We start from the raw sequence: 16,612 nt of genomic DNA on the forward strand, positions 1-16,612 counted from the left end.
GGCCAGGCGGCCGGGCCCGGAGGGGCGCGGCCAGGCGGCCGGGCCCGGAGGGGCGCGGCCAGGCGGCCGGGCCCGGAGGGGCGCGGCCAGGCGGCCGGGCCCGGAGGGGCGCGGCCAGGCGGCCATGCGGCACAGAACCGTGCGGGAGGCCTGGGCCCATCGCGAGCGGGACACGACCCGCCGCCGCCCCCGCGACCGGTCTCCCAGGCGAGCCCGACAGCCGCTACCCCTCCGCCCGGAGGACGCGCCCCGGGCGCCCCGCCACCCCACCCGAACCGCCCGCCCCGCCAGGCCCCCGGGGCCGGGCCTCCCCCACCAGGGCGGCACGGACCCGCTGCGCGGCCCCTTGGAACACGGCCGGGCGGCCAGGCCTGGGGGCACAGGGCCCGCCGCCGCGGCCATGCGGCACAGAGCCGTGCGGGAGGCCTGGGCGCCCACCATGAACGGGACACGACCCGCCGCCCCCGCCGACGACCGGTCCACCGGGCGAGCCCCACAGCCGCCGCCCCTCCGCCCGGTACCCGCCCGGGCCGCACCCTCCGCTGACCGGTCCCCCGGGCCGGGCCCCCACGGCTGCCGGCCCTCCCGCCCCGAGAACGTGCCCCAGAGACACCGGCACCCCTCCCGGAAGCCGGGCCCACCTCAACCCCCGGGCCGCCCGCTGACCGTCCCCCAGGCCGACCCACAGCCAGCGCCCCTCCACCCCGAGAAGGCCCCCCAAGCGCACCCGGCGCCCCTCCCGGAAGCCCGGCCCATCGCAACCCCTGGACCGCCCGCTAGCCGGTCCCGAGGCGGGCCCCAAGGCCGCCGCCCCGGCGCCCCTCCCGGGGGTCGGGGTGTCGCGCACGGCGTGGCGGGAGGCTGCGCCGTCGGAGCGTTCGGGCGGCGCACACGACGGGGCACGTCACCTCGTGGGCCCGGAGGGTGTCCCACGCCGCCGTCGGGGGCGTCCGTCGGGCCTAGGTCGTGTCGTCAAACGCCCCCCTGCTCAGCGACGCCTGGCACGGCACCTCGCTGCGTTGTCGAATCGTCCGAGTAGCCCACTACGAGGACGACTCTCCGCCTTGCGATGCACCGCACCTGGGGGCACCTCCCGGCGCAAGCCGGGGGAGCCGCTGAGCCCGCCCTTCGGGCGGTGGGGGCACCTCCCAGCGGTAGCTGGGGGAGCTCGTTTGACGACAGGACCTAGGACGACAGGGCCCGGCCCGGTTTGCGGACGAGGAAGAAGATGCTCGGCCCGAAGCCCACGCGGGCCAGCGGGGACTGCAGGGCGCCCTCGGCGCGTACCAGTGCCGCGTGCGGGACCACCCGCTTGAGCCGTGCGCTGCGCAGGTTGGACACCGACAGCCGGCGCTCCACGCGCAGCCCCGCCGCCTCCAGTTGCTCGGCGACCGTGCGCGGGTGGTGGTTGACGAACGGGATGCTGTCGCGCTCCCGGTTCTCCGCGGAGCGGATGTCGACCGGGGACAGCGGCACCCGCCGCCGGTGGGCCGCGTAGCGGAGGCGGTTGGCGGCGTGCGCGAGGTTGGCGGTCTCGACGACGGCGGTGCCGCCCGGGCGCAGCACCCGGGTCATCTCGGTCAGGGCTGCCCGCGGGTCGGGCAGGTGGTGCATGACGCGGATCAGGGTGACCAGGTCCACGCTCTCGGAGTGCAGGCCCAGGCCCCCCGCGCTCATCAGCCGCATGCTCACCCCGGCGAGCCCCTTGAGGTACTCCTCCGCGTCGTTGAGCTGCTTGCGGCTGGCGTCCACCAGCGTGACCCGGTCGGCGAACTCGCGCAGCACGGGCACGAGCCGGCCGTAGCCGCCGCCGACGTCCGCCGCGTGGCCGAAGTGCCGGCCCGCGAGCAGCCGGCGCAACGCGGCGACCTCCGCGGCGTGTTCGTAGCCGCGGCCCACCCAGTAGCTGCGGTAGCTCTGCGGGTTGTCGTCGTACTGGTTGGTGCGCTGCGCCATGGCGCGCCTCCCCCTCGCGTGCTCGTCCTCCCGACATACGTCACGCGGCAGGTGCGGACCATGGTTCCCTCCGCTTCGCTCCCGGCGCTACGGCTTGCGGAGGTCCGGCGGCCCCACCGGCACTCCGGGCTCCGCCCGCGGCTCCGGCTCCTCCTGCGGCGGCGGCATCAGGGACCGCGCCAGGAGCGTGGCGCTGGCGACCGCGCCGGGCATGAGCAGGACGGATACCAGCGGCACCAGGAAGCACAGGATCAGCGGCACCCCGAACCCGAGGGTGAGCGTCATCCGGCCGCGCAGCAGGCGCATCCGCTCCCGCAGCGGCACCTGCCGGCGCTGGAAGGCCACGCCGGTGAGTTCGAGGGCGAGGAAGTAGCCGGACACGCAGAAGCCGATCGCGGGGACGACGGTCTGGCCGACGACGGGGATGAAGCCGGCGGCGAAGAGCAGGACGCCCCAGGCCGCGACCCGGACCAGCACGCGCAGGCTGTCCCGCGCGGACTGCAGCAGTTCCCGCCACAGCGGGACGTCGGGCGCGTCCGGGGCGCCGCCCTCGGAGACGTCGACCCGCTCGGCCAGGGACTCGTAGAAGGGCTGGCCCACCAGGAGCGTCACCGCGGTGAAGGAGATCACCGCCAGCAGCAGGCCGCCGCCGAAGGCGACCGCGGTGAGCAGCCCGCGGAACAGGCCGCGCCACGGCGAGTCCCAGTCGTCGGCGAAGGGCGTGGCCCAGGCGGTCGCGTCGTCGGCCCAGAAGGCGAGGGCGACCAGTGCCGCCGCGTAGCCGACGAGTGTGATCAGCGCGGGCAGCAGCCCGAAGCCGAACCAGCGGCCGTGCCGGAGCACCCAGCGCTGACCGTCCACGAAGAGCCGTATCCCGGAGGCAAGATCTCGCATGCGCGACAGGGTATGCGAACCCCCGCCCGGCCGGGACGGCTCAGACCATGACCTCGCAGTCCCGGGGGCCCGCGGGGTGGGGGTCGAAGAGGCAGACGTCGGAGCCCGTGTCGCCGCTGACGACGCCGGTCCCCGCGATGTCCTCGGCCTTCAGGAAGAGCACGTCGTCGCCGGGCCCGCCGCTGACGGTGCCGGAGTTGGCCTCGGCGTCGCCGAGCAGGTCGACCAGATCGTCGCCGGTGCCGCCGGCGACCAGCCCGGTGTTCCCGCCGTCGACCTCGATCATGTCGGCCCCGTCGCCGCCGTCGACGGTGCCCGCGTTGCCGCCGTGGACGGTGATCACGTCGACGCCGCCGCCCCCGGCGACCAGCACGCCGGCGGGGACGCCGTACGCGCAGTCGATCTCGTCGAAGCCCTCGGTGCCGGCGACGACGCCACCGGTGACCGGCCGGCCGTTCACCGTGCAGACGGCGGGCGCGGGCGGTTCGCCGGCCCGCGCGGACCCGGTCAGCAGCACGGACGCGCCGGCCAGGGCGAGTGCCGCGCCGACCAGGACCGGACGGGTGCGCGTACGTGCCGTCATCGCTGCTCCTCGGGTGGACGCCCGGGGTGGGCGCGTTCGGCACGAGCGTCACGGCACGGCACGCGGCCCGCAATCGGGCGGGGTCCGCCCGGGGGACCCTGCCGGCGCGGGTCTCTGACACACCGTCACCACACGATCGCGCCGCCGTACGCCCGCCCGGCACCGGTCCGCCACCGGTCCGTCCCGCGGGAACGCACGACGCGAGGGGCGACGGCCCCGCACCCCGGGGAGGGTGTCAGGGACCTCCCCGGGGTGGTGGGTCAGCCGTCCACGGCCACCGGCACCGAGAGACGGCGGTCGGCGACGCTGCGCGCGACCTCGGCTGTGTACGTACCCGCAAGAAGGCGCCAGTCACCCTCCGCGGGGTCCCAGATCTGCGCCGCGCGGCGGGTGAGCGCGACGCGGGCCTGCGTCGCGGCGCCCGCGGGCAGTTCGACGGCGAGGAATCCGGCCAGGACGCGGGCCGGACGGCCGACCGCCGGGTCCTCGTCCGCGGGCGGCGCCAGGTAGACCTGGACGACCTCGCGCCCGGGCCGGTCGCCGGTGTTGCGCAGCCGTACGGTGAGCGTGCCGAGGAGGTCCGGCCCGCCGTCCGCGGCCGGTCCCTGCGCGGGCGTGAAGGAGGCGTCCTCGTAGGCCCAGTCGGTGTAGCCGAGCCCGTGGCCGAAGGGGTACGCGGGTGCCGTCCCGGCCCGTTCCCAGGCGCGGTAGCCGACGAAGACGCCCTCGTCGTAGCGGAGCACCCCGTCCCGGGGGACGACGTCCACGACCGGGGCGTCGGCCAGCCGGGCCGGCCAGGTGGTGGGCAGCCTGCCGCCGGGCTCGGCCGCGCCGAGGAGCACGTCGGCGAGTGCCGCGCCGGCCTCCTGCCCGGGGAACCAGCCGATCAGCACCGCGGCGACCTCCTCGCGCCACGGCATCTCCACCGGCGAGCCGGCGTTCACCACGACCACCGTCCGCGGGTTCACCGCGGCCACCGCGTGGACGAGTTCGTCCTGCCGGCCCGGCAGTCGCAGGTCGGCGCGGTCGAAGCCCTCGCTCTCGACCCGCTCGGTGGTCGCGACGACGACCACCGCCACCTCCGCGTCCCGCGCCGCGGCGACCGCCTCCGCGATCGACTCGTCCCCGTCCTGCCGCGGTTCGCCGTGGACGAGCGAGAAGACGACCGCGCGGACCGGCCCCCGGCCGTCCTTCGGGACGACGTGGGTCAGCGAGACCGCGACGGGCACCCCCGCGGTCAGTTCGACCCGGCCGCGCTCGACGGGCGCGCCGAACATCCCCTCGAAGGGACCGGACTCGGGGCCGGCGACCTGGGTGCCGTCGAAGACCTCCGCGCCGTCCACGACGAGCCGGAAGCCGCCCAGTCCGCGGGTGCCGAAGTGGTGGGCGCCGCTCTCGCGCGGGGTGAAGGTGCCGGTCACCTCCACGGAGTGCAGGGCGTCGTGGGTCACGCCGTCGGGCAGGTCGCCGCCCATCCACTGCACGTGGCCACCGGGCAGGGTACAGCCGCCGAGGACCTCGCCCGCGACGTCCCGGCAGACCGCGCGCAGTGCGAACCCGGTCCCGGCGGGCGCGAGTTCCTCGTTGGGGTCGGCGCCCACGGCGAAGGTCAGGGCGGTGGCCTCCGGCAGCGCCGCCCGCAGGCCGTCCAGGGGCGAGACGACACGGCTGGGGAAGACCTGCGCGGATCCGCCGCCCAGCACCCTGGCGTCGCGCGCGGCGGCACCGATGAGCGCGATGTGGCGCACGGCGGTGGGGTCCACGGGGAGGACGGGCCGCTCGCCGCGCGGTTCGTTGCGTACCAGGACGAAGGAGCGGCGGGCGATCTCGCGGGCCAGCGCGGGTCCGTCGACCGGGGCGGGGATCCGCCCGGCGGGCACCGCCGCGGGGGTGTCCGCCAGCAGGCCCACCCGGCCGGCCAGCCGCAGCACGTTGCGCACCGCGGTGTCCACGGCGGACTCCTCGACGCGGCCCTCGCGCACGGCGCGGGCCAGCGCCTCCCCGTAGACGGTGCGCGGTCCGGGCATCGCCACGTCGAGGCCGCCGGCGAGGGCGGCGGCGGTGTCCCGGGCGGCCGCCCAGTCGGAGACGACGAAGCCGTCGAAGCCCCACTCCTGGCGCAGCACCTCGTTCTGCAGGTGGTGGTGCTCGGTCATGGTGGTGCCGTTGACGGAGTTGTAGGCGGCCATGACGCCCCAGGGGCGGGCGTTCCTGACGATGGCCTCGAAGGGCGCGAGGTAGAGCTCGCGCAGCGCGCGCTCGCCGATCACGTTGTCGACGGTGAAGCGCTCGGTCTCGGCGTCGTTGGCGACGAAGTGCTTGACGGTGGTGCCGACCCCGCCGTCCTGGACGCCCGCGACGTAGCCGGTGCCGATCTCACCGGTGAGGTACGGGTCCTCGGAGTACGCCTCGAAGTGCCGCCCGCCCAGCGGCGAGCGGTGCAGGTTGACGGTCGGCGCGAGCAGGACGTGCACGCCCTTGCGGCGGGCCTCCTGGGCGAGCAGCCGCCCGGTGCGGCGGGCGAGGGCGGGGTCCCAGGTGGCGGCGAGCGCCGTGGGGCTGGGCAGCGCGACGGAGGGGTCGTCGGCGGTCCAGCGCACGCCGCGCACCCCGATGGGCCCGTCCGACATGACGAGCGGGCCCAGTCCGATCTCGGGCAGCGCGGGCAGCGACCACATGTCCTGCCCGGCCAGCAGCCGCGCCTTCGCGTCGAGGTCGAGCTTGCCCAGCGCGCGTTCGACCGCGTCGTCGAGCGGGGTTCCGGAGGTGCCGGTCATGGGGCGGACTCCTTCGTGAGGACGTGACAACCCGTCGCCCGCCCGTGCCTGACGGACCGTCGCCATCCTCCGGCCCGCGCCCTGTTGATCGGTAGGTGTCGTCACCTCTTCGTTACATTCCGGCGGCCCGCGCGGCACGCCCTAGGCTCGCCCCCGTGACTGCCAACGACCGCGGCCGGGGACTCGGCCGCGCGGTCCGCAACGAGGACCGCAGGGCGGAGATCGTCCGGGCCGCCCTCGAAGTGATCGCCGAACGCGGCTACCGGGGCGCCACGCTGGCCGCCGTCGCGGAACGGGCCGGGCTCACCCAGCAGGGGCTGCTCCACCACTTCCCGGGCAAGGAGGCCCTGCTCGTCGCGGTGCTGGAGGTCCGCGACCGGTGGGACATGGCCTCGGCGGCGCTGCACGGCACGGCCTGGCCGATGGAGATGGTGGCCGGTCTGGTCGAGTACAACGCCACCCGGCCGGGCGTCGTCCAGGTCTTCACCGTCCTCGCCGGCGACAGCGTCACCGAGGGCCACCCCGCACGCGGGTACTTCAGGGACCGCTACGCACGGGTGCGCGGCTGGGCCGCCGACTCCCTGCGCGCCGAGTACGGCGACACGCTGCCCGGCGGCCTCACGCCCGAGCAGGCCGCCCCGCTGCTGGTGGCCGTCATGGACGGGCTGCAGCTGCAGTGGCTGCACGATCCCGGCGCGGTGGACATGGCGGCGGTCTTCCGGCACTTCGTCGCCCTGCTCGACCCGGGCCGCGACGACGGCGCAGCGGGCGACGCGTGAGGGGTGCGCCCGGCCGGGCGCACCCCTCGTCCCGGCTCCCGTCGCCGCCTCCGGCCGCCGCCGTCACTCGGGCAGGCGCACCAGCATCTTCCCGGTGTTGTCGCCGCGCAGGACGCCGAGGAAGGCCTCCAGGTTGTTCTCGATCCCGTCGACGACCGTCTCGCGGTAGCGCAGCCTGCCCTCGCGGATCCAGCCGCCGACCTCCTGCACGAACTGCGGCTGCAGGTCGTAGTGGTCGCCGACGAGGAAGCCCTCGATGCGCAGCCGGTTCTGGATGAGCCGGGACAGGTTGCGGGGGCCGGGCGCGGGCTCGGTGGCGTTGTAGAGGGCGATCATGCCGCAGACGGCCACCCGGCCGCGCAGGTTGAGGGCGCCGATGGCCGCCTCGAGGTGCTCGCCGCCCACGTTGTCGAAGTAGACGTCGATGCCGTCGGGGGCGGCCGCCGCCAGTTGCTCGGCCACGGGGCCGTTCTTGTAGTTGAAGGCCGCGTCGAAGCCGTACTCCTCGACCAGGAGCTTGACCTTCTCGTCCGAGCCGGCGCTGCCGATCACCCGGGAGGCGCCCTTGAGCCTGGCGATCTGGCCGGCCTGGCTGCCGACCGCGCCCGCCGCGCCGGAGACGAAGACCGTGTCGCCCTCCTTGAGGTCCGCGACGCGCAGCAGGCCGGCGTAGGCGGTGAGGCCGGTCATCCCGAGCACGCCCAGGTAGGTGCTGAGCGGGGCGAGGTCGGGGTCGACCCTGACCACGCTCTCGGCCTTGACCAAGGCGTACTCACGCCAGCCGAGGGGGTGCAGCACGTGGTCGCCGGGTGCGAGGCCCTCCGCGCCCGAGGCGACGACCCGGCCGACCGCTCCGCCGTGCATCGGCTGGTCCAGCCGGTACGGCTCCGCGTACGACTTGGCGTCGTTCATGCGGCCGCGCATGTAGGGGTCGACCGACACGTAGAGGTTGCGGACGAGGATCTCACCGGGTCCGGGCTCGGGGACCTCGGTCTCGCGCAGGGCGAAGTCCTCGGGCTTGGGCCACCCGTGGGGGCGGGCGACCAGGTGCCATTCACGGCTCTTCGGCATGGGGGGAAGCCTCCAAAGCTTTAGGTTCTTAACTAACCATGAGCCTGGATGTTTGAGGAAGTCAAATAAATCGGCACGGGCGTGCCCGTCGCACACCGGAGCGCCGGCCGGTGGAACCGGCCGGCGCTGAGGATCGACGGGAGGGGCGGGGAGGACGGGAGCGGTGCCCGTCAGGTGCACCACCACAGGAAGCGCGTGCAGGAGGGCGTCGGCTTCGGCGTGTGCGTGGCGGGCGACGAGGCCGGGGCGGAGTGCGGCGGGGCCGAGGCGGTGGAGCCGCCTCCGGCGGGGGCCGTGCCCCCGGAGCCGGCGGGTGAACGACTGACCGTGGCGGAGGCGGAGACCTTGGGCGACGCCGACTTCTTGGCGCTCTCGGAGACGCTGGGCGACGCGGAGGTGCTCGCGCTCGCGGACGCCGAGGCCTCGGAGCCGGGCTCGGCCGGGTCCTCGGAGGCGTCGCCGCCCGGCGAGGAGGTCGCGCTCGGGGAGGAGCCGCCGCTCGGCGCGTGGTCGGAGGCGGCCGAGTTCGCGCCCGTCACGTAGCCGGCGAGCGGGAGTTCCGCCACGCTCCAGCCGACGAGCACGATGGCGGCGCCCACCAGGGTGCCGACCAGCAGCCGCGAACGGCGGCGGGTGCGGACGCGGCGGGTGCGGGCCCGGCTGCCGGAGCGGCGCGCGGCGCCCTGCTCCGGGCCGCGCCCGGCGGTCTTGCGGCGTTCCGCACGACCGCCCTCGGCGGACGCGGCGGTCTCGCCGTCGGCGGGCTCCCGCGCGGGCGCGTCGGCGGGCCCCTGCGCACCGAGCTGGTGGGCTGGCGTTCCGCACCCCGGGCAAGAAAGGGCGCCGTTGATGTGCCGTCGGCAGGCTGCGCAGTAGTCCATTGCCCGTGCAGCGTATGGGACGCACCGATACGACGTACATATGAGTTGCCCGTCGATCCCGTGAAACCTCTGTGAAACCCGGGACATGCGGGTTTAGGGCGCCGAACAGCCCCGAATCAACCCCGAACCACCACGGAATCAACCACCGAACGGCACATCGGGCATCCCCTGCCCGGCTCCCGGCACCACCAGCAGCGATCCCGACAGGGGCCGCTCCGCCAGTTCCCGGGCGTCAAGACCCGTGCTCGCGGAGGTGATGTAGAGATCCGTCAGGGCCGGGCCGCCGAAGGCGCACGCCGTGGGACGCCGCACCGGCACCTCCACGACCCGGTCCAGCTCGCCCCGCGGGGTGTAGCGGCGGACGGCCGCCCCGTCCCACAGGGCCACCCAGACGCAGCCCTCGGCGTCCACGGTCAGCCCGTCGGGGAGACCCGCTTCCTCCTCGACGACCGCGAACGGCCGCCGTCCGCGCACGAGTCCGGTGTCCGGGTCGACGTCGAACACGTCCACGCGCCGGGTCGGGCTGTCCACGTAGTACATCAGGGTGCCGTCGGGGCTCCAGTCGGTGCCGTTGCTGACGGTGACGTCGTCCAGCACCGGTACGACCGTGCCGTCCGGCGCCACCCGGCGCAGGGTGCCGCCGCCGGGCGCCTCGTCGTAGCGCATGGTGCCGGCCCACAGGGTGCCCGCGGTGTCGACGGCGGCGTCGTTGGCCCGCCGGCCGGGTACGGGGTCGCGGTGCAGCCAGCGGAAGGCGCCGTCCGCGTCGTACAGCCCCACGCCGTCGCGCAGGTTGACGACCACGCCGCCGGCCGTGCGCGGCTTGGCCGCGCCGACGTGCTGCCCGGTCGCCATCACGGTCTCGCCGCCGCCCGCCGGGTCGTACCAGTGCACCCGGGAGGCGAGGATGTCCACCCACAGCAGCCGCGCGCCGACCGGGTCCCAGGTGGGTCCCTCGCCGAGCCGTGCCCCGGCCTTCAGGGCGAGTTCGACCCCGTTCACCGCGCACCGCCCCGGTGGCCGAGGCGCTCGGACAGCTCGGCGGCGCCCTTGACGGCCAGTTCCTCCAGTTCGGCCCGGTGTTCCTCGCTCCAGCGGATCATCGGCACCGAGATGCTGAGCGCGGCCACCACCCGCCCCGCCGAGTCGCGGACCGGGGCGGCGACGCAGGAGACGTCGGGGTTGGACTCGCGCCGTTCGACGGCGACGCCCCGCTCGCGCACCGCGTCGAGCTGGCGCCGCAGTTCACCGGCCGTGGTGATGCTGTGCTCGGTCATCGCGGGCAGCGGCCCGTCCACGGGCATACGCCGGTCGAGGTCGTCCGGCGGCAGCGAGGCCAGCAGCATCTTGCCGACGGAGGTGCAGTGCGCGGGCAGCCGGCGTCCGGCCGCCGACACCATCCGCACCGCGTGGGTGCTGTCCACCTTGGCGATGTAGATGACGTCGGTGCCCTCCAGGATCGCCACGTGCACCGTCTCGTCGCAGGTCTCCGCGACCGAGCGGGCCACCTGCTGGCCCTCGGCGGCGAGGTCCAGCTGCTCGGCGTAGCGGCTGCCGAGCTGGTACGTGCGCACGCCCAGCCGGTAGCGGCCGGTCTGGCCCGGCTGCGGCACCAGGTAGTTGCGCGCGGCGAGGGTGGTCACCAGCTCGTGCACGGTGGTGCGCGGCAGACCCAGCCTGCGGGTGATCTCGGGCGCGGACATCGTGCCGTCGCCTTCGAGGAAGAGCTCCAGGATGTCCAGGGCTCTGGTCACGGCGGGTACGAGACGTCCCATCTCTGCTCGCTCTCTCCGGCGCCTGTTCGAGATTCCGTATAACGATCGGTATCGCGAACGCAGCGTATCCGCGCCAGGTCGCGGCGGGCAATGGGCGCGCGCCACGCCACGCCGATTGTCGGCTTGTCAGATAATTCTAGGGCCGTTTGCTACTTTCTCAGTGCCCATCAGGGGCTTTGCCCCACTTTCCGACTTTCCGGTGATTCCTTCACCACTCCCTCTCCTCCTACGGGGTCGCCGTGACGATCACGCCCAGCAGCATGCGCAAGACGCCCGCCAGGAAAGGCGGGCTCGTCCCCTCCCCGGCCACCGGCGAGGGCGACCGGCCGGCGCCCGACGCCGGCGCTCCCCGCCGCCACGACTACGCACGCCACGCCAAACTCGCCGGCCCCCTCAACGACCCCCCGCGACCAGGGGTGCTGTACCGGGTCAGGTACCGCAGCCTGATGGTGCGCGAGGGACACCGGGTCCGCACCTGGCTGCTGCTCACCGCCGCACCCCTGGCCTCGCTGGGCGTGCTGGCCTGGCTCGTGCAGCCGCGCCACTGGGCGGCCCGCGAGGCCGTACCGCAGTGGGCGCACGTCGCGGGCATCGCGATGCTGGTCTGCCTCGGACTCGTCGAACTCCTCCGGCTGGTCTCCGCCGTCTCGCACGCCCACGCCACCCTGGTCGCCCGCGACCCGGTCCCGGTCGCCCCGGCACCGGGCACCCGGGTGGCGCTGCTGGCCTCCTCCGACCCGGGGGACGAGTCCCTGGTCCGGGTGCGGGCCACCCTGGAGGGCGCCGTGCGCGTCCGGCACGACGGCCCCGTCGACGTGTGGCTGCTGGACGAGGACGACGACCCGGAGGTCCGGCGGCTCTGCGAGTCCCTGGGCGTACGGCACTTCACCCGCAAGGACGTCGCACGCTGGAACCGGCCCAAGGGCGCCTTCCGCACCGGCGCCCGCCACGGCGCCCACAACGCCTGGCTCGATGCCCACGGCGACGCCTACGAGTTCACCGCCCGCCTCGGCACCGGCCAGGTACCGCTCCCCACCTACCTGGAGCGGACGCTCGGCTACTTCCACGACCAGGACGTCGCCTTCGTCGTCGCCCCGCTGGTCCCCGGCAACCACGGCACGGTCGTGGCCAGGGCCGCCGAGAGCCACCGGCTGCTGGTCGACGCGTCCGCCCAGCGGGCCGGCAACCGCTACGGCTCCGCCCTGTTCACCGGCGCCGCCGACGTCGTCCGCGTCTCGGCGCTGCGGCAGGCCGGCGGGGTGTACGACTGCGCCGCCGCCGACCTGGCCACCGGGCTGGAGATCCACAGCCGGCGCAACCCCGCCACCGGCCGCAAGTGGCGCTCGGTGCACACCCCGGACGTGGTGGCCGTCGGCGGCGGACCGTCCACCTGGGCCGGGTTCCTCGCCCGGGAGCGGCGCCGGAGCCGCGGCGTCTGCGAGTCCCTCCTGCGCCAGTTCTGGAAGGCCCCGTGGAAGCTGCGCCCCGGCAGCCTGCTCACCTACACGCTGACGGCCGCCCACTACCCCCTGGCGGGCCTCGGCTGGCTCCTCACCGCGCTCGCCTGCGTCCTCTTCCTCGGACCCGGCGCCTCCGGCGCCCCGATCGACCCCACGGTGTGGCTGGCCCTCCACGGCACCGCCGTCGCGGCGCGGCTCGCCCTCTGCCTCGGCAACCGCGGACGCAACGTCAGCCCGCACCGGCCCAAGGGCTCCTCCGGCGTCGCGGGCGCGGTGATGGCCGCGGTGGCCGGCCCGGTCTGCGTGCCCGCCCTCGTGACGACCCCGCTCCGGCGCAGGCCGCGCCCGGTCACCGCGGCCGAGGCCGACCCGGGCCGCCCGGACCGGCTCGCCGCCTTCGGTGTCCACCTGCTGTGGGCGGCCGTGTTCGCCGGTTCGCTGCTCGCCTCGGCCCTCCTCGGCCACGGCCACGCGGCGATGCGCACCTGGGCGGCGATCGCACTGCTGACCGCCCTCGTACCGCTCGTGGTCTGGCGGTGCAGTGTGCTGCGGCGCCGGGTGGCGGGCACCCTGGCCGCGCGGCGGTCCCGACGCACGGCCAAGGGGCGGCACCGCGCACCCAGGCAGCGTCCCGCCATCCGGATGGCGGCGGTGCGGCAGCACCTGGTGCGCCGCTGAAGGAGGGGCTGAGAAGCGGGAAGGGGACGGCCGCCCGGTACCGGGTGGCCGTCCCCTTCCCGCTTCTCCGTCGTTCCGCCCCCGTCATCGCCCGCCGGCGCACGCGGCGGTGTCGGCCACGGCAGGCGGGGCGGCCGACCGCACCGGGGCGGCCACCGGAGCCGGGGCGGACCGCGGCGCGGACGGTGCGGGCGCCGGGCCGTCGCGCACGTGCGATCACGGCGAGAGCCACGTGACCTCCCGTCACATCGCCCGCCCGGACCGGCCGCTCCCGGTGCGCCGAACGGCCGCCGGGAACCCGAATAACTGACCAGTCGTCATGCCGTATCCGAATCCGGTACGACTATTCGGGTGATCATGCGCATCCATGGACAAATCGGGTCGTTGATCAGATCACGACCTTTGGTCCCCTCCAGTCCGAAAGGAACAGAAGTGAAGCGTTTCTCCAAGGCTGTCGCCCTGACGGTCGCCACCGGTGCCCTCGTCCTCGGTTCCGCCACCACCGCCCTCGCCGGCGGCTACGACGGCGGCGGCAAGGGCGGTGGCCACGGCTACGGCAAGGGCTACGGCAAGGGCTACGGCTTCGACGGCTACGGCTACGGCAACCGCCGCAGCGGCGCCAACGCCCGTGCCATCGCCGTCGGCTCCCCCGGCATCCTGAGCGGCAACGTCATCCAGGTGCCGATCAACATCCCGATCAACGTCTGCGGCAACGGCCTGAACGCGGTCGGCCTGCTCAACCCCACCGCGGGCAACGTCTGCATCAACGGCTGACGCACACCGCGCACCACCCGGGGCCGCCGGAGGACACCGTCCTCCGGCGGCCCCGCCACGTCACAGGTCGTTGGTGAAGGCCGACAGCCGCGCGGTGCCGAAGCCGCCGTCGATGGGCACGTTGCGGACGGCGTGCCCGGTCAGCCAGGCGCTGAGCGCCGTGAAGGACGTGTCGCCGTGGGTGTCCTTGTACAGGGCCGCGATCCCGGTGACGTGCGGGGCGGCCATCGAGGTGCCGTCCATGTCGCGGAAGCTCCCGTTGAGGTACGCCGACAGGATGCCCATGCCCGGCGCGTGGATGTCGACGCAGGTGCCCCAGTTGCTGAACCAGGCACGGCGGTCCTCCTGGTCGATCGCGCCGACCGTGAAGGCCGTCCGCGAACTGGCCGGCGAGACGAAGCACGCGTTGAGGTTGTCGTTCCCGGCCGCGGCGACGGGGAACACCCCGGCCGCGGCCAGGCCCTCGACGGCCCGGTTGGCCGCCAGGGACCAGCGCCCGGAGAGCGACAGGTTCGCCACGGCGGGCTTCTTCGCGTGACCGGCGACCCAGTCGATGCCCGCGATCACCGCGGAGGTGGAGGTCCGCCCGGCGCACGGGAAGACCCGCACCGACACCAGCGTCGTCTTGCGCGCGACACCGGTGTAGCTGCCGCCGACCACGCCCGCCACATGGGTGCCGTGGCCGTTGCAGTCCCCGCCGTCCAGGCCGTCGCCGATCGCGTCGTACCCGGGCACCGCACGGCCGCCGAAGTCCGGGTGGGAGAACTCGATGCCGCTGTCGACGATGTACGAGGTGACCTTGGCGCCGGTGGCCCGCACCTCGAAGCCGGTGCCGCCGAGGGCCCGGTTGTTGATCCGGGTCAGGCCCCAGGGCGTGAACCCGCCCAGGCCGCGCAGCCCCCTGGAGCGGGGCCCGGAGGAGTCGGGCACCGGGGCCGAGGGCGTGACCGGACCGGGTACGGCCTGCGGGACCAGGACCGGCTTGGTCCCGGGCCCCGGAGCGACGGACGTGCCCGGCGCCGCGGGCACCGGCGAGGACTGCCCGGGCGGCTCCTGCCCCGGCCCCGCCGGTTCCGGCACCACCTGGAACGGCACCGTCAGATCCGGCGAGGTCCCGTACGGAGCCGCCGGGTCCGGGCCGGACAGTTCCGGCACCGCCTGCTCGGGGGACTGTTCCGGCGGCTGCTCGTACGGCACGGGGAGCGGCCCGGCACCCGGGCCCGCCGGAAGGGCCGCCCCGGGTGCGCCGGTGTCCTGGGGGAAGTCGACGGGGCCGGCCGGCTCGCCCGGGAGGCCGCCGGGGTAGGGGGGTTCCAGGTCGCTGTCGGCGGGGGCGTCCTCCCCGAGCGGGATGGCGACCACCGCGTCCTGCTCCACCTCGTCCACCCCGGACGCGGCGCGGACCCGCTGCACCTGGTCCGGGGTGAGCCGGGCGGTGAAGCCGGTCAGCGCGTGCCGGTAGGTGAAGAGCGGCTGGACGCCCAGCCCCTCGAGGACGGTGTGCGGTGCGGTGCCGGGGTCCAGCGTCACGATGTACTGGTCCGGGATCGCCCCGGGGGTACGGGGCAGCGGTTCCGCCGCGCTCGGGTGGGGGGCCGCGAGGGCGAGGGCGGGGAGGGCGGTTGTCAGGGCGGCGGAGGCCGTCCGCCACAAGGACTTTCGCATCTGCGGAGCTCCTTGACCGGTGTCGGGATCTGACGGCCCCCCAGGTTTCTGGTTATCAGCTCAGCATCCCGGACGCCCGGTTCCGGCCGCTGTTCGGGTGACGCTCCGCATCCGCCCCGAGTCGCGCGTCGTTGACCAGTCCGCACGTGAGTGACCAAGGAAAGGAAGAACCCGTGAAGCGTCTTTCGAAGGCCGCCGTGCTGACCGTCGCGGCCGGTGTCGCGGTGATGGGCAGTGCGGGCGGCGCGCTCGCAAGCGACGGCGGCAAGGACCGCCACTACGACCGCGGCGGCGCCTCGGCCGAGGGTGCGGCCGTCGGCTCCCCCGGTGTCCTCAGCGGCAACGTCATCCAGATCCCGGTCAACATCCCGGTCAACATCTGCGGCAACGGCATCAACGCCGGCGCGCTGCTGAACTTCACGGCCGGCAACGTCTGCATCAACTCCTGACGGCAGCGCCCGCCCCCGGGCGCCCGGCCATCCGTCCGCACCTCATCTGGAGCTCCGCAACATGCTGAAGAAGGCACTCGCCTGCGCCACCCTCGCAGTGGCCGCCACCGGCAGCGCCGCGGCCCTCGCGCCGACCGCACAGGCCTCCGACGTCCACGGCGGGAACTACTCGCAGAACGTCAACGTCCTGCCGCACCTGTGCCTGGACGTGAAGCGCGTCAACGCCCTCAACCCCGTCGCGCTCGACGCGCTGACCGAGACCAGCGGCCAGCAGTGCAACGAGAAGTCCAGCGTGGTGGACGCGCACAAGTCCGCGCTGTCCGACCTCGCCGACGTCGGCGCGTACCAGAACTGATTCCGGGCGGGATCCACGGTGGCCGTCCCCGGCACACGGGGGCGGCCACCGTTCGTGCGCGCGCAGGACGGGGGCGGGCGCCGGACGACGGGCGCCGGACGACGGAGAACGGAGAAGGGCCCGGCTCCACGGAGATCCGTGGGGCCGGGCCCTCGGTGCGCCCGGTCCGTCAGTTCTGGTAGGCGCCGGCGTCGATCAGGTCCGACAGCGCGGACTTGTGTCCGTCGACGACCTTCGACTTCTCGTTGCACTGCTGGCCGCTGGTCTCGGTCAGCAGGTCGGCCGTCACCGGGTTGAGCACGTTGATGCGCTTCACGTCCAGGCAGGGGTGGGGGATCAGGTTGACGTTCTGCGAGTAGTTCCCGCCCGAGGTGTCGGAGGCCACGGCGGCGGGAACCACGGCACCGGTGGCCGCGACGGCGAGGGAAGCGCAGGCGAGAGCCTTCTTCAGCATGGGGAGTTTCTCCTCTGGGAGTTCAACGACGTCCTCCGGACGCCGACATCAGGAGCAACGC

15 protein-coding genes are annotated in these 16,612 nt (G+C 74.8%); 5 read left to right on the plus strand and 10 right to left on the minus strand.

The features are described from left to right. Positions 1 to 1,185 precede the first annotated feature (1,185 nt). The 4 genes from ACFZAU_RS12685 to ACFZAU_RS12700 form a co-directional block, all read right to left on the minus strand. Positions 1,186 to 1,956 carry a class I SAM-dependent methyltransferase gene (locus ACFZAU_RS12685; RefSeq protein ID WP_500552137.1) on the minus strand — a complete coding sequence of 257 codons (771 nt, stop codon included), beginning with the start codon at positions 1,954 to 1,956 and terminating at the stop codon, positions 1,186 to 1,188. Positions 1,957 to 2,043: 87 nt separating this feature from the next. After that, positions 2,044 to 2,850: an EI24 domain-containing protein gene (locus tag ACFZAU_RS12690; protein WP_500552138.1), complete on the minus strand. Its 807-nt coding sequence runs from the start codon at positions 2,848 to 2,850 to the stop codon at positions 2,044 to 2,046. A gap of 40 nt (positions 2,851 to 2,890) precedes the next feature. Further along, positions 2,891 to 3,433 carry a hypothetical protein gene (locus tag ACFZAU_RS12695; RefSeq protein WP_500552139.1) on the minus strand — a complete coding sequence of 181 codons (543 nt, stop codon included), beginning with the start codon at positions 3,431 to 3,433 and terminating at the stop codon, positions 2,891 to 2,893. 260 nt (positions 3,434 to 3,693) lie between these two features. After that, positions 3,694 to 6,210: a beta-glucosidase gene (locus tag ACFZAU_RS12700; protein WP_500552140.1), complete on the minus strand. Its 2,517-nt coding sequence runs from the start codon at positions 6,208 to 6,210 to the stop codon at positions 3,694 to 3,696. A gap of 155 nt (positions 6,211 to 6,365) precedes the next feature. Between ACFZAU_RS12700 and ACFZAU_RS12705 the strand changes: the two genes are divergently transcribed. After that, on the plus strand, positions 6,366 to 6,989 hold the full coding sequence (locus ACFZAU_RS12705; protein ID WP_499598742.1) for a TetR/AcrR family transcriptional regulator: 624 nt from the start codon (positions 6,366 to 6,368) through the stop codon (positions 6,987 to 6,989). Between the two features lie 63 nt (positions 6,990 to 7,052). On the opposite strand, the gene ACFZAU_RS12710 is transcribed toward ACFZAU_RS12705, so the two are convergent. From ACFZAU_RS12710 to ACFZAU_RS12725, 4 genes are all read right to left on the minus strand, one after another. After that, entirely contained in the window at positions 7,053 to 8,060 is a 1,008-nt protein-coding gene (locus ACFZAU_RS12710; RefSeq protein WP_500552141.1) for an NADP-dependent oxidoreductase, read from the minus strand. A gap of 170 nt (positions 8,061 to 8,230) precedes the next feature. Continuing rightward, the gene (locus tag ACFZAU_RS12715; protein ID WP_500552142.1) at positions 8,231 to 8,941 is read right to left on the minus strand and encodes an SCO2400 family protein; all 711 of its coding nucleotides are present in this window, start codon (positions 8,939 to 8,941) and stop codon (positions 8,231 to 8,233) included. A 138-nt stretch (positions 8,942 to 9,079) separates the two neighbouring features. Further along, on the minus strand, positions 9,080 to 9,943 hold the full coding sequence (locus tag ACFZAU_RS12720) for an SMP-30/gluconolactonase/LRE family protein (RefSeq protein ID WP_500466405.1): 864 nt from the start codon (positions 9,941 to 9,943) through the stop codon (positions 9,080 to 9,082). After that, the gene (locus ACFZAU_RS12725) at positions 9,940 to 10,716 is read right to left on the minus strand and encodes an IclR family transcriptional regulator (RefSeq protein WP_500552143.1); all 777 of its coding nucleotides are present in this window, start codon (positions 10,714 to 10,716) and stop codon (positions 9,940 to 9,942) included. The genes ACFZAU_RS12720 and ACFZAU_RS12725 overlap by 4 nt, the downstream gene beginning before the upstream one ends. A gap of 239 nt (positions 10,717 to 10,955) precedes the next feature. Between ACFZAU_RS12725 and ACFZAU_RS12730 the strand changes: the two genes are divergently transcribed. Both ACFZAU_RS12730 and ACFZAU_RS12735 read left to right on the plus strand, forming a co-directional pair. Next, a complete protein-coding gene (locus ACFZAU_RS12730; RefSeq protein WP_500552144.1) occupies positions 10,956 to 12,854 on the plus strand; it encodes a glycosyltransferase family 2 protein in 1,899 nt (632 codons plus the stop codon). Between the two features lie 432 nt (positions 12,855 to 13,286). Next, positions 13,287 to 13,628, plus strand: coding sequence for a chaplin (locus ACFZAU_RS12735; protein ID WP_499598752.1), 342 nt, complete (start codon positions 13,287 to 13,289; stop codon positions 13,626 to 13,628). A 60-nt stretch (positions 13,629 to 13,688) separates the two neighbouring features. Here ACFZAU_RS12735 and ACFZAU_RS12740 read toward each other — a convergent pair whose 3' ends face one another. Beyond that, a complete protein-coding gene (locus ACFZAU_RS12740) occupies positions 13,689 to 15,293 on the minus strand; it encodes a S8 family peptidase (protein WP_500552145.1) in 1,605 nt (534 codons plus the stop codon). Positions 15,294 to 15,466: 173 nt separating this feature from the next. Here ACFZAU_RS12740 and ACFZAU_RS12745 point away from each other — a divergent pair, with 173 nt between their 5' ends. Further along, complete coding sequence (locus ACFZAU_RS12745; RefSeq protein ID WP_500552146.1) at positions 15,467 to 15,742, plus strand: chaplin; 276 nt, start codon at positions 15,467 to 15,469, stop codon at positions 15,740 to 15,742. Positions 15,743 to 15,803: 61 nt separating this feature from the next. After that, positions 15,804 to 16,097, plus strand: a complete 294-nt coding sequence (locus ACFZAU_RS12750; RefSeq protein WP_499598756.1) for a hypothetical protein — start codon at positions 15,804 to 15,806, stop codon at positions 16,095 to 16,097. Between the two features lie 169 nt (positions 16,098 to 16,266). On the opposite strand, the gene ACFZAU_RS12755 is transcribed toward ACFZAU_RS12750, so the two are convergent. Then, positions 16,267 to 16,551 (minus strand): hypothetical protein, encoded by a 285-nt coding sequence (locus ACFZAU_RS12755; protein WP_500552147.1) that lies wholly within the window; start codon positions 16,549 to 16,551, stop codon positions 16,267 to 16,269. Positions 16,552 to 16,612: the final 61 nt, after the last annotated feature.

Origin of the sequence: Streptomyces sp. NPDC008238, from assembly GCF_042956445.1 — a bacterium.
Lineage (GTDB): Bacteria > Actinomycetota > Actinomycetes > Streptomycetales > Streptomycetaceae > Actinacidiphila.

What these genes read in the sequence shown, in the direction of transcription:
- ACFZAU_RS12685 (WP_500552137.1), bottom strand. Translation starts at nt 1,956, where the DNA reads ATGGCGCAGCGCACCAACCAGTACGACGACAACCCGCAGAGCTACCGC.
- ACFZAU_RS12690 (WP_500552138.1), bottom strand. Translation starts at nt 2,850, where the DNA reads ATGCGAGATCTTGCCTCCGGGATACGGCTCTTCGTGGACGGTCAGCGC.
- ACFZAU_RS12695 (WP_500552139.1), bottom strand. Translation starts at nt 3,433, where the DNA reads ATGACGGCACGTACGCGCACCCGTCCGGTCCTGGTCGGCGCGGCACTC.
- ACFZAU_RS12700 (WP_500552140.1), bottom strand. Translation starts at nt 6,210, where the DNA reads ATGACCGGCACCTCCGGAACCCCGCTCGACGACGCGGTCGAACGCGCG.
- ACFZAU_RS12710 (WP_500552141.1), bottom strand. Translation starts at nt 8,060, where the DNA reads ATGCCGAAGAGCCGTGAATGGCACCTGGTCGCCCGCCCCCACGGGTGG.
- ACFZAU_RS12715 (WP_500552142.1), bottom strand. Translation starts at nt 8,941, where the DNA reads ATGGACTACTGCGCAGCCTGCCGACGGCACATCAACGGCGCCCTTTCT.
- ACFZAU_RS12725 (WP_500552143.1), bottom strand. Translation starts at nt 10,716, where the DNA reads ATGGGACGTCTCGTACCCGCCGTGACCAGAGCCCTGGACATCCTGGAG.
- ACFZAU_RS12740 (WP_500552145.1), bottom strand. Translation starts at nt 15,293, where the DNA reads ATGCGAAAGTCCTTGTGGCGGACGGCCTCCGCCGCCCTGACAACCGCC.
- ACFZAU_RS12750 (WP_499598756.1), top strand. Translation starts at nt 15,804, where the DNA reads ATGCTGAAGAAGGCACTCGCCTGCGCCACCCTCGCAGTGGCCGCCACC.
- ACFZAU_RS12755 (WP_500552147.1), bottom strand. Translation starts at nt 16,551, where the DNA reads ATGCTGAAGAAGGCTCTCGCCTGCGCTTCCCTCGCCGTCGCGGCCACC.